We start from the raw sequence: 15589 nt of genomic DNA on the forward strand, positions 1-15589 counted from the left end.
ATTCGTGGGGATCCCTCAGGGGCAGAGTACATTATCACCTAAGAGTCAACGTAGCTGACTCCGGCGTGTAAACCTTTGCGTTATAGTCTCCAGATTTACATACGGTTAGCAGAATTAAAGTACTCTGACCCTCATTCCGACCCTAATTCCAAAAAAGGCTTAAACCCTACTTTTGAATTCCTTTATAATTGTGCGTACTAAGGAGAAAGTAAAGTGAGTGAATACGCACGATATTTTAATGGCTACCCACAGACCGTTGTTGAGCAAGCACTGCAACTAATAGCCGAAAATAAGTTAAGCCATTACCTCGTTAAAAAGTACCCCAATGTGCATACTATAACGACCGACAAGTTACTTTATAATTATGCAACCGACCTAAAAAACCGTTACATAAAAAACGCGCCACCTTTTGGGCGGGCGGCGTTTAAAAAGCAAGGTGATATGGTCACGAATGCGTTGGGTACACATACCTATCGAATGCAGGGCAAAACACGTAAGCATGACTTAGCCATTAACAGCGACTTATTGCACGCCCCCGAGCCTTTATTAAAAGCGCTAGTGGTACATGAACTCGCTCACTTTAAAGAAAAAGACCATAACAAAAGTTTCTATCAACTTTGCTGTTATATGGAGCCGCAATACCATCAGTTAGAATTAGATTTGCGATTGTTTTGCGTTGCCGTTGCTATGGGCGAAAACCCTTACCTATAAGTGCTCTCGCTACCGATAAGTGCTCACGCCAGAATGTCGCTATGGTGGAGGTATTTATCCGACGTTGCAGTCATCATATCTTACTAAGGCACCACTCATTTATGTGCATTACAGCACTGACGAAATGTGCAATTACTGTGAAGTTTTCCTTTCATACGATTCAAGTTTAACAGTAACCTATTTAATACCCGTCACCCCAGAATTTCGCTCTGAAGCGTATTATATTCCCACCGTTGGCAGTATCGGTTTAGGTATTAATGGTATTCCAATTAAAGGCGATCCGCCTAGTGTTACGACTGCTGAAGCCGGTATTGGTGGCACGGGTAGCGGAAATATCCCCGCGTTAGATCATTGCGGTGGACATGCCGATCCTGCCGGATATTATCACTGGCACTTTATTCCTCAATCTATCAATACCGTGTTCGATGCACCAGAATACAATTTCACGAATCTGTACGGCATTAGTTGTACCAATACTTATATTGAATATGAAGATCACGCGGCGTTTGCTGGCTTAGCGAAAGACGGTTTTCCTATTTACGCCGCTTACGATTTGATTGACGGCGCCAATACCCTTCCTGCTGATGTAGCCACTACTGATGAGTGTAATGGTCATACTCATGCCACGGAAGAGTTCCCAGATGGCGCATACCACTACCACGCCTTAGAAACGGGGGCGCCAACGGTACCGGTCTGTTTGATGGGAAGTTACGTCGATAGAAACGATTTTACAGTTCAATGACCATGACTGTTCAATCGCCATCACTGTTTAAAACGTAAAGGGTTGATGCCTTATGCCTTTAAATATATCGGCATAAGGCTTATGGGTACTGCATATGCGTAAAAAAGTTAAATTTATCTTATTGGTTGGTGTATTGATGTTTTCAGGCGTAAGTAATGCGCACGATAGCAATATTGCCACTTTTCAAATTCGCCATTTAGATGATGGTCGCTGGATATATGAAGTGATGACGCCATTGTACGGTATAGATCAATCGCTTATTGCCAGCAGTAGCAATAAAGCTAAGCTCAAGGCAATACCAAAAGGCAGCACCGCTTATAAGCAACGTTTAGTGGCCCACATTAAACAAGCCTTTGATGTGAAGGCTTTTAGCCGAGGTGAAAAAACGCAAGAAGTGACCACAAGCCAATTGCGTTTGGGCGAGGGCAAAATAAAACTCGATGATCATTTGTCGGTGTTTATCTTTGAAATTCTGGGCATGCCAGAAAATGTAACGCAGTTGAAGTTTCGTATTAGCAACATGGCTAACAAGGACTCGCAGAACAATATCTTACGATTGATAGATGGCGCGAAGAACAAAAAGTACTTGTTGAACCATAAAAACAATTTTAGTGGGGTAGATAAAGGCTTCTTTTTCGCGCCTTAGTGCTTGTTAAAACGGGTTTAGCCGTAGCAAGTTATCCTTAGCTTACTTGCAACCCAAAGCGGCTAAACCATTTTAAGCAGAGCGTTAGCGTGGGGGAGTACATCGTCTAGTCAATAACATACTCACACGTCACTTCCCTATTTTAAATAATCAAAAACAATGTAGCAGCCGTGGCGGCTGCCATGGTGAAGTTGAAGCGCTTTCTGCGCATGGGCGAGCTAAGCCAAATTTTTATTTTTGCACCAACTGCGACCCAAATAGAAATACACGGAAATCCAATAAGCGCAAAAGCCATAACAATAGCAAGCCCCGATTCTGCGTAGTGTTCACCGGGAACCGAAAATGTGCCTACGCTAGCCAATGCCATCATCCACGCTTTAGGATTAATTAATTGAAACAGTGCGCCCTCCCACCATTTTAGTGGTCCTTGGCGGGTGGTTTTCTTGATTTCAATTTCATCAGTTGGGGCAGTGGCAATTTTAACGGCCAGCCACAACAAATACGCTATGCCTAGTACTTTTAGTACGGTATACAAGGCGGGAAATAATGTGAAAAGTGCGCCCACGCCCATCAGCGTACTTATCATTAAGCCTGCAACGCCCACAACAATACCAAACATATGTGGAAGCGATTTTTTATAACCATACTGCGCCCCAGATGCCAATAGCATTAAGTTATTAGGCCCGGGCGTTACTGTACTAACAAAAGCAAAGGTAGCGAGTGCAAAAAGTAACGAAGTTTCCATGGTGGTCCTTTTCTCTAATCTTCTATTTAAGCCAATAAGCGACGGTTGAGTTGCAAATTTATAGGCGTTACTAAACAACGCTACAGAATGGTACATTTAAAAGTTTGTATGTATTAGGGCCAAAAGCCCTAAAAATATGCCATACAGATGAGAGGAAACAATGACTGTATGCTCATTTATTATTGCAACTGTATGGTAAGTTATAGCGATAGGTTAGGGTATAGTTATCTGTATGGTTTTTGTCTGTATCGAGTAGAATGAATGACACTGTATGAGTCGCTTGCTTGTGAACTAAAAGCGCAAATAGATCGTGGGCTATTTGAACAAGGAGATAGACTTCCCTCGGTAAGGCAATTGTCTAAAGAGCACCACGTTAGTATCGCTACAGTACAAGAAGCCTATCGGGTTCTAGAGTCTCAAATGTACGTTGAAGCGAAGCCTAAATCAGGCTATTTCGTATCGTCAAATACCACATTGAATAACACGCCCAAAATGACTAAGCCGCCGCAACGGCCGATGGATGTGTCTCAGTGGGAAGATGTACTCAACATGCTGTTGAATACGTTTAACAAAGACAGTGGTATTGAAACGCGATGTCAGTTCCAGCACGCCATGCCTAACATGACCGCAAAAACCCTAAAGCCACTAACAAAACGCCTGCATGAGTTAACAAAGAACAGGCCGCTTGATGGCATGGTGTACGGTGATGTGAAAGGTGATCAGAGCCTTAGAAAACAGCTTAGCAGGCTTACTGCTGCCTCGGGCTGTAGACTGCAGTCGGATGAGTTTATCGTTACATCAGGTTGCCAAGAAGCATTATCGGTATGCCTTCGTGCGGTGGCCAATGCAGGGGATGTAATAGTGGTTGAGTCACCGGGCTTTTACGGTGCCATGCAAGCCATAAAAGGTGCGAATTTAAAAGCACTAGAAATACCTACAGACTCTGAAACTGGCCTGAGTTTAGATGCATTGAAACTGGCGCTAGATCAATGGCCGGTAAAAGCCATATTGGTAGCACCAACGGTCAATAATCCTCAGGGCTTTGTTATGCCCGATGATAAGAAAAAAGCACTTTACGATATGGCAAGAGAATACGATGTCGCCATTATTGAAGATGATATTTACGGAGACATCGCGTATTCCTACCCGCGCCCCAAAACGGTTAAATCGTTTGATGAGGATGGTCGGGTTTTATTGTGTTCGTCATTTTCCAAAACCTTAGCACCAGGGTTTAGGGTGGGGTGGATAGCGCCTGGAAGTTTCAGGAACAAAGTACTTCATGCGAAGTATGTTAGCAGCTCCATGTGCCCCACATTGCCTCAGCTCGCCATAGCAAGTTATATCGAACAAGGCGGTTACGATAAGCACATACGGGCAATGCGCCATTATTATTTGAGTGCACGAGACGCACTTCGCGCTGATATTAAACGCTATTTTCCACAAGATACGTGCGTAAGTTATCCGCAAGGCGGATACGTACTGTGGGTTGAATTAAATGCGAAATACGACGCGGTTAAACTGGCTGATAAAGCCAAAGAGCATGGTATTTATGTTGCCCCTGGGCAAATGTTTTCAGCGACTGGAAAATATCGAAATTGTTTGCGGTTCAATTTTATTGATGGCTCGCAGGAAGTTCGTACACAAAGTATAAAGTTGCTTGGCGAATTGATTGAGTCATTAGCTGAATAAGGGGAAAAGCATTGTGCGTTTGGTAAAAAAGTGTAGCAAACACACAATGCTGGGGGCGGTAAGTTAGTCTTTACTATCACACTCGCTTACGTCACCACCCATTTTTTCCTTCATCGCGATACATGCTTCACGCACTTTTTCAGCACCAGCATCCATCATGTCAGCACTTTTTTCTTTACCATCTTCGTACGCGTCAGAGGCCATATCTTTGCCGTCTTCATATGCATCGGAAGCCATGTCTTTGCCGTCTTCATAAGCATCAGAAGCCATGTCTTTACCATCTTCATAGGTACTTGATGCAGAGTCTTTAGTTTCATCCCAAGCATCAGCTGCTTTTTCTTTTCCTTCTTCGTAGCCGTCAGCTGCCTCGTCGCCAGCCTTCTCCATTTCCATCATGGCTTCTTTTTTGGCTTCTTCCGTTGCCTCTTTATTAGACTCAGAACAACCTACTACAGACAGTAATAATGCTAACGCAATTGCTTTGTTTTTCATGGTAAAACTCCTTTTGCCGAATTTAGTGCAAATGTTAAGGTTAGTGAAAATGTTACATTCATCTATTAGCGCTAAACTAGATTATGCTGCTAGCCTATTTATAACTAATATTTGATGGTTCCAGTCTAGCCTAAATATTCGTCAAAGTGTAAAGAGTATTTATGACCCCACTTACTTTTGAACTCACTGATTCATTAAGAGGGTTGAATTTCAATTTGTGGGTCGCAGTTAATTTTATCTACAGTAAATTCCTTGGTTAATTGCGAGCGGTAGGTGTGGTGTACCCAAACATCTAGCGCCAACTCACAGGTGTTTACGTTTACCCAGCCCTTAGTCGTTTTGTATTGCATTTTACCGGTTAACAGAAATGAAACTTTGTCATTTTGCCAGCTTTCCATTTCGAATCTCTGCCCCCGTCCTACATATTCTTCTTTATCACCCGCTCGGCGTGCATGGATCCAGGCAAATTTATAGCCCGCCGGTCCGTGCTTGTGAGCTGATGCAGTTTGATTCAGTAAGATAGTGATCCTCACGTCCCCATCGGCAAAATAACTTTGGGGTATTGATAATATTCCGTTTGAAAAGCCTTTCCCCTCATACTTAAAAAAGTAGGTTTCGCCTTCTGCAGTACCTTCGCCTTCTTTCAGCGTTTGCTCCAATAAATTGTCAGTAAATACTGATAAATTTAAGGTGTAGCTATAAGCTATTTTACGACATTGATCATCATGTTCCATCTGAAGCTCCTTTCAGGGTTTAAGTGTCGTCTTTAGCGCGATTAATTGCGTCTGTTAATTGGGGATGTAAGTACCCTTGCTTTTCCAGACTCAATAGCACATCTCTAGCCGCACTTCGCTTAGATGACACAAGTAAAAAATAGAATTCAGTTAGTGAAGCATTCATATCGTTCGACGGTTTCTCGGTGTTCGCTAACGTAAAATGCGTGAGGGCTAAGCTTTTACGTTCACCTTTCCCAACCTCTTTTCGTATATCCTCACCAATGGTGCAGGGGTGGTTGCGGCATTTTAAATGTAACTCCCACAGTAGACGCGGGGTGGATTCACTATTGAACTCAAGGGATGGTTGGGCAATATCTGTCATCACCTCTGAATTTTCGCGGTTTTCGAAACCCAATTTCACACTGTAAATTTTCTGTTTTATAGGCAGGTTTTTGGTTTTGTTAAAAGCAGCGCGAGTAAGGTTAAGTAGTGCTGGATTAGGGGGGCTGTCTTTTGTGTCGAAGAGCAAATAATAATCCCAATAGAAGAACATTAATGTGGCAACTTTGGTCATCCAGGCTTCATTTTCGGGTTCTTGTTTAGCCAGTTTCTGCGCCAGCATGACACCGTCGGTTATTGTTTTATCAGCACCTGATTTGTTGCCAACGGACATTTGCGCTTGTATTAGCAAATTAGCGGATGACAAAGTTTGATAGATAATGTTGTAGTCGTCAGGATTTTCGAGCAGTAATTTAACCGCAAGGGTATAGGCTTCTTCTGCCAATTTTTCTGCTTCATTGAATTCAAAAGTTTGAAAGGCCACTGCTACTAGTCCTAACAAAGAACCCCGCAGCGAGGCTTGTACTTCACTATGGTTAGGTTGCGAGATTAACATTTTGCGTTTTAAAGCGATGGAGTCACGAAAATTTTGGCTGGCGCTTTCGTACTGGGAAATACGAAGCGCTAAACTACCAATATTGTGTTGAGCCGAACTTACTTCCAACATCCATTTGGGGTTTAGCTCATCAAGCACTAACAGTTGTTGTGAATAGTTAAGGTACTTTGTCCATTCTTCGATGGTAGTGGTATAGTCTTGTTTGAAGTAGGCGATGACGCCAATCCAATAGTGAATGTTCCCTTTTAAGAACAACACTTGCTCGCTAGTTTGCGTTGTACTTTGTGAATACGCGTTTGCTGATGCAATGCCATTCGGTGCTGTTTCTTGTATTTTTAGCTGCTCTGCGTCCTGTTTATTTAAAATATTTAACGCTTGAGATAACTGTTCACCGGCATGTTCAAACTCTCCTCGGTTAATGTTTATCTCGGCTAAAAGCTTCAACGAGTTTGCTTGCCTTAGCCCATCACCGGTTTCAATACCTGCATAATAATCTAATGTTTTCTGCCCAACACCTTCGAGCACGTCCAGTTTCCCTATGGGCTCTAGCTGGCTGCGTAAGTCGCCCAACATGTAATCTACTAAGCTTTCAGCTTTGTTTCGAAGTACCTGTGCTTGGTGGGTTTGTTCAACAGCGAGTTGAGTTTGATTATTGCTATAAATGGCCAACCCCGTTGTGGACACAGCCAATATCGCCAGGGCGGCAATGGCCGACGTTTTATAGCGCTGCGTTTTTTTATGCTGGCCTTCAGAAAGGTGAATGAATAATGTTTCCTGCGGTGTTAAGTGCAAGTGGGGTTGCTTTGCCATCCAGCGAGCGTCGTCTAACTTTCTACCAGAGGGCAGTAACATGTCTTGAGGTTTACCCGCATTTAACCAGCGGCTGCAATCGGTATTGAGCTCCGTTCTTTTTAGTAAAGCCGCACGATTTTTTTGTGCCCAGTCGGTAATGCGATCCCAGTGTTTTAATAAGGCTTCATGGGCAACGCAAACACGCTTATTCCTCTTCGCATCAGGGGCTGATGTATTATAAGTAAGTTCATTTGCACCAAGGTCTGATTCGGTAACGAATAATCGTGCATCAACAAACTGCTGAATAAAGGCTAAATCGTTCTCGTCACTAAACTGCTCAATGGGTACTTTTCTAGCAATTAAGCCGGTTTGATTCACATCGTTAATGGTCACCAATTCGTGCATCACGCTTTTCCAACTTGCTTTAGCCGTTTCGCTCATACCTTGATAAGTGGTTTCGGCCTGTTGTGCTATTGCACCTTCTAAACCGCCAATGTTGGCAAAGGCAGAAAACAGCAACGTGTTCTCTTTGTCGCGGCGCTGGTAGAGCAAGTCTAGAGTGAACTCCATTAAGGGCAGCGCATCGGGGTGACCAATCGCTGCTTCTAGCAAAACCTCATCGAGTTTTTCTCCAGTTTGTACGTTTTCTTCGAAGCTTAGGCCTGCAGAAAGCGCTGGCAGGCGTATCATACGGGCTATATCGGTGGCGTTAGGAGGTTGAAGGTCGTATTGCTGGCCTTCGTCTTTGAGCCGTGCGAATCCTTCTAATTCCATACTGTTGGCATAAAAGTCGTTTCGTAACGACACAATTAGAATAAGGCGTTGAGTTTTTACAAGCACGGTTAAAAAGCTCATTAAGCTAGCCGCGTCTTCTTTCGACAAGCTTGAGTCTTGCAACACTTGCTCAAACTGATCGATAACAATGAGGTTGTGGGGGCGCGCTACTGAGTGAGTTGAGGTCGCGCCATCATTCAATTCAGTTATGCTCTCACTTTCTTTAAGCAGGGCTTTTAGATGGGAAGGGTGCTGGCTTAGGTCACAGGCATGCGCGTCTAAATTCCAAGTATCAACCAGCATGCTCATATCATTAAGGGCACCTAATAGCTGCCTGAATATACTGCTAGCTTTGCCGCGGGTGGGGGTGATAACTGTGTAGTGCTGCACTTTTATACCCGCTAAACCTTCACTTCGGGTAATAAACGGAATAACCCCCGCACGTAACAGTGATGATTTTCCGCTGCCACTTTTTCCCATTAATAGTAAAAAGCTGAAGTTATCATCCATTGCCTGATTAAGATGGTGAACCACTTCTGCGATTGCTTTATTGCGTCCAAAGAATATCGCCGCGTGTTCGGGCTGAAAGGTTTGTAGCCCCCGATAGGGTGAGCCTTGGGTCCATTGGCTGAGTTTTTGAAGATTGCCCCACCGCTGACGCTCGTCTAATAGCACCACATTCGCAATAATGCGATAACCTCGGCGCTGAACGGTTTCTATGTATGAAGGTTGCCTTGAATTATCGCCAAGCTTCTTGCGCAACATGGCGATACATTTCTGGACTGGGGCATCGCCATAAAAAGTGCCCTGCCAAAATTCGATAAGCAATTGTTCGGTACTAATCACCTCGCCTGCATGGGCTGACAGATAGGCAAGCACGTCCATCATCTTAGGTTCAAGGTGAACAGATGTGTTATCACGAGACAGGGAATTTAACGAAGTATTGACTTCCCAGTCACCAAGTTGAAAGGTTTCGCTCATGTCTACAGATATCCCATATCCAAGACAGACTGAACTCCAACCCCTTGATGTTTCATTTTTTCGGGTCTTCAATTTGCCATGTATAAGTCTAAACCGAGCGGGTGAGTTTGCAAGACTATTCATCGATTCTAAGGTTTTAAGTAGGTGGAGCCCTGCCGCAACAGCATTGCGGCAGGGGATAAGACGCCACAGTTAATCTAATTGGGCTACTTCGATACCGCTATTTGTGGGAACGTCTAGGTGATTCAGAATAACGAAGTTGTAGGCGGTGTAACCGCGTTTAATAGACGTATTACATCGAGCAAGCGTTAAGGTGCTTCTGTCTTGAGGCGAAGTAAGGCATTTTCCGCTACGTTGATTTTTAATCTTGCCTGAGCTTGTTATTGTCCAGGTATCGTAACCATCTACACGGCAGGTTTCATAAGTTAATACATTAGTACTCTTACGGTTATGGCCGTATGTCGACAAGCACTTAGTTTGGTCGCTGTTATAAATGACCATCTGGCGGGGCGTATCTAGGTTGTTATTCACAACACCTACTTTGTTCAATTCGTTAAAATTTGCCGCTTGCACAGTAGCGAATAAGAGCACTGCAGGTACTAGGCTAAAGGCAGCTTTTCTAATGACGTTTTTCATTATCGTTTCCTTTTCTATCAATTTTTCGATATTAGATTTAGGGCCTAGGTTAATTTTTTAAGGCCATTAAACTGCGAGCATCAGTGGCGGTCAGGGTGATGCCAAATAACTTAAATGAGGCAAGGCGTTCACGCTTCCCAACGAAATCCAATAAGGTTATTTCGTTACTGTGATTGGCCCACGCAATATGACTGAAATCATCGGCTGACATGGGCAAGGCATAGCTGTGCTTACGTAATGGGGAGTAAACGCGAGGGCGAGCTTCCGTTTGGTTGTGCGAAATAAATAGCAACCAATTTCCTGCGTTTGACCATTGGGGTGAGTATTTGCTTTCAGGTGCTGTGCTTGGCATCGACTCAATAAGCCGAAGCGTGGCAAGGTGTAAATCATATAGCCACAGGTGCTGCTTATGGGTAGTAAAGGTTAGGTAGCGATTGTCATTCGACCAACTAAACTCAGCGGCTTGATGAACTCGGGGCAGGTGAACTTCACGTTTCAAAGTGCTGTTTCCCTGCTCGATAACCAGGGTTTCTGGTTCACTCATGTAGGCAATATAGCCATTGCTTTTATTGGCAGCATAGTGATTGTCTGTTTGTGTAACTGCGCTTACCCAAGCAGGAAACACCAAGATCATTGCACAACAACCTAGCATTAACTGTTTCATGTTCATTCCTTAAAGTAGGGGGGAAATTACCAATCCATCGTGAAGCGACAGCAATCTGCATCTATAGAGCGATTGGTGTTGGAGTGAGTATTGCCGGATCCTACGAAAAAGAACTTACGGAAACTTAACGGTTTAAAAATACGTCATGAAGTGAGACTTACGGGATGGGTAAGTGTATTTAATTCAGTTGGTTAGGTTGTTTCGGTGAGTTTGTAAGATATTGGGTTTAGCTATTGTTTGCGCAACTAAAAGGCGTGTTAAAACTATTCTATAGTGAACTTTTTGCTTTAAGTTTTTTGTTGATTAGCTCTGCTTTCTTGGTATTTATCTAGGTTTTCGTTTAAGTTTAGCGTCTGCGAACGTTAGCCCCTAAGATGGACCCTATCGATGAAAAAACTTTCTAAAGTGCAAATTAAACAACAAGCACTTGTCCTTGATGTCGCGAACATGCTTGAAGAGCAAGGGCGCGCTGAAATTCCTGGCATGGTGCAGTGCTGGTTTGATATGAAATACGAGATGTTCCCAAGTTCTTTATTACTGCGCTTTCAGTTTGAAGATGAACAATCCTTAGCCGCCGCGGAACCGGAATTATTAAAATGGCGAAAGCGATTAAGCGCCGCCATGGTGAAAAAAGGGGTTATTCTAAAAGATATGCGAAGACACCTGGTCTTTACTGTAGAAGGGCCTGATGATTAAATCAGGTTTGCGTTTTTTGTGCGGGTCACATTGCATTAGCCCCCTTCATTTTTAGCCTAAATTGAAGCCAAACTTCCTATACAACGTTAATCATAACCTTCCCCGTTTTTTGCAGTCCTGACGATATTTGATCAATATCAAACGATACTTTATCGGCATCCGCTATATTAAGTACTTTATAGTCACTACGCTGAGCATCATTGAATGGAATTTAAAGATTATTATCAGATCCTTGGTGTTAAAGAAGATGCTGATTTAAAGGAAATAAAAAAAGCCTATCGTAAGCTTGCCCTAAAGCTGCACCCAGATATGCAGCCTGACAGTAATTCCGATGAAGAATTTAAAGAATTAGTTGAAGCTTATGAGGTGCTTAAAGATCCGCAGCGCAGAGCTGAATATGACGAATTGAAAAAATATGGTGCTACTTCACACGATAATTTTCAACCGCCACCAGGCTGGCAGAGCAATAATGATTTCAATGGTGCTCACACTGGCGGGGACTTTTCAGACTTTTTTAATTCCGTATTTGGCGGTGGTTTTAATCAGGGGCCGCGTAGTCATCAAGCAGATGATTTTTCAGGGTTTAGCAATCACGGCCAAGATGCTGAGATTGAAGTGCCAGTATTCCTTGAAGATTTGTTTTCAGAAGCGCCAAAAACAATTCAGTTTTCGGTACCATCACTAGAAAACGGCCAGATAAAACACGTCAATAAAACCCTTAAAGTTAAAATACCAGTCGGCGTGGTTGACTCAGAGCGGATTAGGCTTAAAGGCCAGGGTGGCAAAGGGAAGGGGCAAGGTAGAGATGGCGATCTCTATTTACACATACGTTTAGTACCGCACCCATTGTTTGATGTTGAAGGGCATAACCTTGTTCTAACTGTACCTGTTTTACCGTGGGAAGCAGCACTGGGATGCAAGGTTGAAGTGCCAACGTTGACCGGCAAAATTAGTTTAAATATCAAGCCAAATAGTCAAACAGGCCAAAAATTACGGGTTAAGGGTAAAGGGCTTAAAATGAAAACCGGCGTTGGCGATATGATTGCAGTTTTAAAAATCGTTATACCAAACACATCCAGTGATGAAGACAACGTATTATGGCAACAACTAGCGGAATTAAAACACGACGACCCTCGCTCACAATGGAGTAAAGAAAATGGTTGATACGCTGCTAGTAATATCATTCGAAGAACTTTGCCAAGTTGAACGGTTAAACCAAGAATTGATAGTTGAAGTTATTGATTACGGGATAGCTGAACCTGTTTCTGGCGACGATAAGAACGACTGGATGTTCGATACCAGCAGTGTTCGTTGGGTCAAAAAAGCCATAACGCTATATTCTCAATTAGAGTTGGATTGGGTAGCGGTAGCGATGATTGTTGAGTTACTGAAACAAAAAGAAAAGCTGACGGAAGAAAATGAATATCTTCACCGTCGGCTAACGCGGTTTTAACCTGTTTTTACGTTTGTAGTGCTTCATGGTTTGCCATTTTTTCTGTAAGCCACTCACAGAAATGCGCTATGCGTTGTTGTTTTGGTGAGTTCTTTAGATATACAAAATGAGATTTCCAGCGCACTGGATGGGGAATATCAATGGGTACCACCAATTGCCCTGATTTCAAATACTGACCAATCATAACATCAGAAGCTAACATAACACCCTGGCCTGCCAGTGCTGCGCTAACGGCAAGATCGCTCGAAGATACCACCGTCTTTCTTAGTATCTTATTTGAAAGATTAATTTTGCTGTGTTCAAAGTATGCTTCCCAACTTGCGTTCTCTTCTCCTGCAAGTGCGAGTAGGCGTGCCCCCAACATGTCTTTAACGCTATGCAGCTGCATTTGAGTTTGAAACTCAGGGGAGCAGGCGGGCACTACGCCATTTTCACCGAACCTTTGTACAATAAGGCTGTCATCCTTGGCCGCTGTGCTAGAGGTTGAGAAGCGAATGGCGATATCAATATCACCTTTATGTAAGCTTTCAATGCGATTAGATGCTTGAATATTAATATTTATGGTGGGGTACTGATTAAAAAACTCGAATAAGTTGGGCATAAGCCACAATGCACAAAAAGCCTGAGTGGAGGTAACGGTTAAACTGCCTTCCAAGGGCTCTTCATGTACTTGATTCAAACCACTTACGATTTCACTAAAGCCTTTCTCACAGGATGCATAAAGGGTTCTGCCCGGCCCAGTTAGCAGCATTTTTCGAGCTTGCCTACGAAATAAGCTTACCCCTAAATTAGACTCTAGCTGCCGCATTTGTTGGCTTACCGCGGCTTGCGAGATATACAGCTCTTCTGCCGCTTTGCTGTAGCTTTGATGCCGGGCGGCTACTTCAAAACAAAGCAGGTTATTCAGCCATCGTAATCGTTTGTCCATTAATCATTATTATATAAGTTCAGCTTATCTTTTAAGTTAGTTTTTATCGTTAGTGAAGTAAAGGGTTAATCGCGACACTTACGTTACCGAATGAGGAAAAACTTACGAATTTATGTCGAAAAGGGATTGGCGAAATGAACATGAAAACGAGCAGGGTTGGCGCATGCTTTAGCGCGATAAAAATCAACATGACTAGATTTGTGATTGGTAATTCTCGAGTTGGCAGCACACGTTCAATAGTGGGTGAACAGCCTATAAAGGCTAATAAAGAAATGTCAGAAGAAAACAATGGAAGTGGTACTAAAAAAAGCATGTTGTCAGAAATGGGAGATAAGTTGTGCTTATCAAAGTGGAGTGCATTTAAGTGAGGGTATTTAAGAGAGTGTTTAGGCTTTTCTCAATGATTTAAAAACCAAAAATTGAGGCAGAAATGTTTAAAAAGGTGAGCCTGGAATTTTATTAGATTAAAAACTTTCACAACAGGATTCCCACTTACACTATTTCTTCTACCAAATTGGTCAATGTCGCTATGTAGCTTTCTTGTTTTAAACGGGTAAGGCTTAATACCTAAAGCTTTTATTTTATCTACTGCTAACCATTGAAGTTCAACGTCCAAGGGCCTAGAAAAAGATTCTGTATATTTTAGCAACTTTTCAGCGCCACTATAGGAAATGACTTGTGCAGAAGCGCCAATAGGTAATTTATTATATTTGACCACAGAAACACCTTCAGACATGAAGACGGTTGTCGCAGAACGTTTCTCATGCACTTCGTTAAGGTTTATGTAGTCCCAAGGCTCGTTGATTTTATCTATTACTTTATCTAGTTGTTGAAAGCTATGCTCGAACATCACATCGTCTTCTAGTACTAAGGCGAACGCTAGCTTGTGCTCGACAATAAAAGACCAGGCTTTTCTGTGGCTAAGAAAGCAGCCGATTTCCCCTAAGGTTAATTTTTTATAGTAATTTAGCTTGTTAGCACGCTTTGAATATCCTTGGTGCATAACATTATCTGACGAGCCTTTAATTGCCGTTATGACTGAAAATTCAGCTGAATAGTGCTTTGCGCTTTGCGTAAACAAATTGAGTCGGTCGATGGACTCCGGCAAGTTAATTAGTAGAATTTTCACTTGGATATATATATAGAAGAATCATAATCCATTCATATTATTAGGTATTTATTGCAACATTATGTCGGCCAGATCAGCATCTAACGGCTATCTATTCTGCACCGTTAGAAAAATTACAAATGCTTTTCAATTTCCACTTCTATACATTCGCTCTTGCCAGCGCTTTCGATAGTTAGCCAAATTTGGCCATCTTGCACCGTTACTTGCATTTGCATTGAACGGTCTACGGCATTAGCTAACGAGGTAGAAAGGCTTTCTGGCAAGGTGAAAACCGATAAGTTCTTTCTTGTGCGTAGGCTGTTTTGTTCTTTCTTCCACCAAGCATCGAAGCTGTTATCTGCGTATGCATAAATCATCATCTGCTGGCTTTGATTGCAGCCTTTTTTAATGCGTTGTTCGGACGGTTGGCCCAACTCAATCCACAGTTCTATTACGTCGCTGAAGTCCTTTTGCCAAATGTCTGGCACTTCGTCGTCAGATAACCCTTTTGTAAATTGCAGCTGTTCATGAGCATTCACAATAAAAGCAACAATACGAAGCATCATACGTGCATCGTTTTCAGAGGGATGACGAGCAATCGTTAAATTGTGCTCATTGTAGTAATTGCGATCCATATCGGTAATTGATATATCCGCTTTAAAAATGGTTGCTTTAAGAGCCATGGTAATCCTGAGTATTTTGCTGAGCGCGTTATGTAAGGCCTAACGCTAGTCTTATTAATCTTTATACTTATCTTTATGTAGCGCCCGCACTATTGTTATTTGGTGCTAGCACTTTTAGGTAGCGTTTTTATGCAAGTATACGAATTGGGCGGCGCGGTGTTACTGCGACACGGTGTAACTGCGACACGGTGTAACTGAGACACGGTGTAACTGAGATTATATGCCGCGCATATTTGCC

General features: G+C 42.8%; 17 protein-coding genes. 8 read left to right on the top strand and 9 right to left on the bottom strand.

Annotated elements, in window-relative coordinates; translation table 11 throughout:
• Nucleotides 1-213 precede the first annotated feature (213 nt).
• The 3 genes from C7Y69_RS01455 to C7Y69_RS01465 all read left to right on the top strand — a co-directional run bounded on the left by C7Y69_RS01455 (nucleotide 214) and on the right by C7Y69_RS01465 (nucleotide 2099).
• Nucleotides 214-711, top strand: a complete 498-nt coding sequence (locus tag C7Y69_RS01455; protein ID WP_013783041.1) for a M48 family metallopeptidase — start codon at nucleotides 214-216, stop codon at nucleotides 709-711.
• A gap of 103 nt (nucleotides 712-814) precedes the next feature.
• The gene (locus tag C7Y69_RS01460; RefSeq protein WP_126871567.1) at nucleotides 815-1453 is read left to right on the top strand and encodes a YHYH protein; all 639 of its coding nucleotides are present in this window, start codon (nucleotides 815-817) and stop codon (nucleotides 1451-1453) included.
• Nucleotides 1454-1547: 94 nt separating this feature from the next.
• Nucleotides 1548-2099: a hypothetical protein gene (locus tag C7Y69_RS01465; RefSeq protein WP_013783043.1), complete on the top strand. Its 552-nt coding sequence runs from the start codon at nucleotides 1548-1550 to the stop codon at nucleotides 2097-2099.
• Nucleotides 2100-2241: 142 nt separating this feature from the next.
• On the opposite strand, the gene C7Y69_RS01470 is transcribed toward C7Y69_RS01465, so the two are convergent.
• Nucleotides 2242-2844: a LysE family translocator gene (locus C7Y69_RS01470; protein WP_041452715.1), complete on the bottom strand. Its 603-nt coding sequence runs from the start codon at nucleotides 2842-2844 to the stop codon at nucleotides 2242-2244.
• Between the two features lie 261 nt (nucleotides 2845-3105).
• Here C7Y69_RS01470 and C7Y69_RS01475 point away from each other — a divergent pair, with 261 nt between their 5' ends.
• Nucleotides 3106-4533 (top strand): PLP-dependent aminotransferase family protein, encoded by a 1428-nt coding sequence (locus C7Y69_RS01475; protein ID WP_126871568.1) that lies wholly within the window; start codon nucleotides 3106-3108, stop codon nucleotides 4531-4533.
• A 63-nt stretch (nucleotides 4534-4596) separates the two neighbouring features.
• Here the strand turns inward: C7Y69_RS01475 and C7Y69_RS01480 are convergent, their stop codons facing one another.
• The 5 genes from C7Y69_RS01480 to C7Y69_RS01500 form a co-directional block, all read right to left on the bottom strand.
• Nucleotides 4597-5025 carry a hypothetical protein gene (locus tag C7Y69_RS01480; protein WP_013783046.1) on the bottom strand — a complete coding sequence of 143 codons (429 nt, stop codon included), beginning with the start codon at nucleotides 5023-5025 and terminating at the stop codon, nucleotides 4597-4599.
• A 194-nt stretch (nucleotides 5026-5219) separates the two neighbouring features.
• Nucleotides 5220-5759 (bottom strand): hypothetical protein, encoded by a 540-nt coding sequence (locus C7Y69_RS01485; protein ID WP_013783047.1) that lies wholly within the window; start codon nucleotides 5757-5759, stop codon nucleotides 5220-5222.
• Between the two features lie 19 nt (nucleotides 5760-5778).
• Nucleotides 5779-9183: a winged helix-turn-helix domain-containing protein gene (locus tag C7Y69_RS01490; RefSeq protein WP_185864117.1), complete on the bottom strand. Its 3405-nt coding sequence runs from the start codon at nucleotides 9181-9183 to the stop codon at nucleotides 5779-5781.
• A 192-nt stretch (nucleotides 9184-9375) separates the two neighbouring features.
• Nucleotides 9376-9819, bottom strand: coding sequence for a ricin-type beta-trefoil lectin domain protein (locus tag C7Y69_RS01495; RefSeq protein WP_126871570.1), 444 nt, complete (start codon nucleotides 9817-9819; stop codon nucleotides 9376-9378).
• Nucleotides 9820-9868: 49 nt separating this feature from the next.
• Nucleotides 9869-10483, bottom strand: a complete 615-nt coding sequence (locus C7Y69_RS01500; protein WP_013783050.1) for a hypothetical protein — start codon at nucleotides 10481-10483, stop codon at nucleotides 9869-9871.
• A 387-nt stretch (nucleotides 10484-10870) separates the two neighbouring features.
• On the opposite strand from C7Y69_RS01500, the gene C7Y69_RS01505 reads away from it, so the two are divergent.
• From C7Y69_RS01505 to C7Y69_RS01515, 3 genes are all read left to right on the top strand, one after another.
• Nucleotides 10871-11179: a hypothetical protein gene (locus C7Y69_RS01505; protein ID WP_013783051.1), complete on the top strand. Its 309-nt coding sequence runs from the start codon at nucleotides 10871-10873 to the stop codon at nucleotides 11177-11179.
• 204 nt (nucleotides 11180-11383) lie between these two features.
• Nucleotides 11384-12343: a DnaJ C-terminal domain-containing protein gene (locus C7Y69_RS01510; RefSeq protein ID WP_126871571.1), complete on the top strand. Its 960-nt coding sequence runs from the start codon at nucleotides 11384-11386 to the stop codon at nucleotides 12341-12343.
• The gene (locus C7Y69_RS01515; protein ID WP_013783053.1) at nucleotides 12336-12632 is read left to right on the top strand and encodes a chaperone modulator CbpM; all 297 of its coding nucleotides are present in this window, start codon (nucleotides 12336-12338) and stop codon (nucleotides 12630-12632) included. Before C7Y69_RS01510 ends, C7Y69_RS01515 begins: the two co-directional genes overlap by 8 nt.
• A 7-nt stretch (nucleotides 12633-12639) precedes the next feature.
• On the opposite strand, the gene C7Y69_RS01520 is transcribed toward C7Y69_RS01515, so the two are convergent.
• Complete coding sequence (locus C7Y69_RS01520; RefSeq protein WP_126871572.1) at nucleotides 12640-13560, bottom strand: LysR substrate-binding domain-containing protein; 921 nt, start codon at nucleotides 13558-13560, stop codon at nucleotides 12640-12642.
• Nucleotides 13561-13694: 134 nt separating this feature from the next.
• Here C7Y69_RS01520 and C7Y69_RS01525 point away from each other — a divergent pair, with 134 nt between their 5' ends.
• Nucleotides 13695-13928 (top strand): hypothetical protein, encoded by a 234-nt coding sequence (locus tag C7Y69_RS01525; protein ID WP_126871573.1) that lies wholly within the window; start codon nucleotides 13695-13697, stop codon nucleotides 13926-13928.
• A 29-nt stretch (nucleotides 13929-13957) separates the two neighbouring features.
• Here C7Y69_RS01525 and C7Y69_RS01530 read toward each other — a convergent pair whose 3' ends face one another.
• Nucleotides 13958-14689 (bottom strand): glycosyltransferase family 25 protein, encoded by a 732-nt coding sequence (locus C7Y69_RS01530; protein WP_185864118.1) that lies wholly within the window; start codon nucleotides 14687-14689, stop codon nucleotides 13958-13960.
• Between the two features lie 113 nt (nucleotides 14690-14802).
• Nucleotides 14803-15351, bottom strand: a complete 549-nt coding sequence (locus C7Y69_RS01535; RefSeq protein WP_126871575.1) for a YaeQ family protein — start codon at nucleotides 15349-15351, stop codon at nucleotides 14803-14805.
• Between the last annotated feature and the right edge of the window lie 238 nt (nucleotides 15352-15589).

The sequence above is a fragment of the Alteromonas sp. KS69 genome, assembly GCF_003989595.1.
GTDB lineage: Bacteria > Pseudomonadota > Gammaproteobacteria > Enterobacterales > Alteromonadaceae > Alteromonas > Alteromonas naphthalenivorans.

What these genes read in the sequence shown, in the direction of transcription:
- C7Y69_RS01525 (WP_126871573.1), top strand. Translation starts at nt 13,695, where the DNA reads ATGAACATGAAAACGAGCAGGGTTGGCGCATGCTTTAGCGCGATAAAA.
- C7Y69_RS01475 (WP_126871568.1), top strand. Translation starts at nt 3,106, where the DNA reads ATGACACTGTATGAGTCGCTTGCTTGTGAACTAAAAGCGCAAATAGAT.
- C7Y69_RS01520 (WP_126871572.1), bottom strand. Translation starts at nt 13,560, where the DNA reads ATGGACAAACGATTACGATGGCTGAATAACCTGCTTTGTTTTGAAGTA.
- C7Y69_RS01500 (WP_013783050.1), bottom strand. Translation starts at nt 10,483, where the DNA reads ATGAAACAGTTAATGCTAGGTTGTTGTGCAATGATCTTGGTGTTTCCT.
- C7Y69_RS01510 (WP_126871571.1), top strand. Translation starts at nt 11,384, where the DNA reads ATGGAATTTAAAGATTATTATCAGATCCTTGGTGTTAAAGAAGATGCT.
- C7Y69_RS01495 (WP_126871570.1), bottom strand. Translation starts at nt 9,819, where the DNA reads ATGAAAAACGTCATTAGAAAAGCTGCCTTTAGCCTAGTACCTGCAGTG.
- C7Y69_RS01485 (WP_013783047.1), bottom strand. Translation starts at nt 5,759, where the DNA reads ATGGAACATGATGATCAATGTCGTAAAATAGCTTATAGCTACACCTTA.
- C7Y69_RS01505 (WP_013783051.1), top strand. Translation starts at nt 10,871, where the DNA reads ATGAAAAAACTTTCTAAAGTGCAAATTAAACAACAAGCACTTGTCCTT.
- C7Y69_RS01515 (WP_013783053.1), top strand. Translation starts at nt 12,336, where the DNA reads ATGGTTGATACGCTGCTAGTAATATCATTCGAAGAACTTTGCCAAGTT.
- C7Y69_RS01465 (WP_013783043.1), top strand. Translation starts at nt 1,548, where the DNA reads ATGCGTAAAAAAGTTAAATTTATCTTATTGGTTGGTGTATTGATGTTT.
- C7Y69_RS01480 (WP_013783046.1), bottom strand. Translation starts at nt 5,025, where the DNA reads ATGAAAAACAAAGCAATTGCGTTAGCATTATTACTGTCTGTAGTAGGT.
- C7Y69_RS01490 (WP_185864117.1), bottom strand. Translation starts at nt 9,183, where the DNA reads ATGAGCGAAACCTTTCAACTTGGTGACTGGGAAGTCAATACTTCGTTA.
- C7Y69_RS01535 (WP_126871575.1), bottom strand. Translation starts at nt 15,351, where the DNA reads ATGGCTCTTAAAGCAACCATTTTTAAAGCGGATATATCAATTACCGAT.
- C7Y69_RS01470 (WP_041452715.1), bottom strand. Translation starts at nt 2,844, where the DNA reads ATGGAAACTTCGTTACTTTTTGCACTCGCTACCTTTGCTTTTGTTAGT.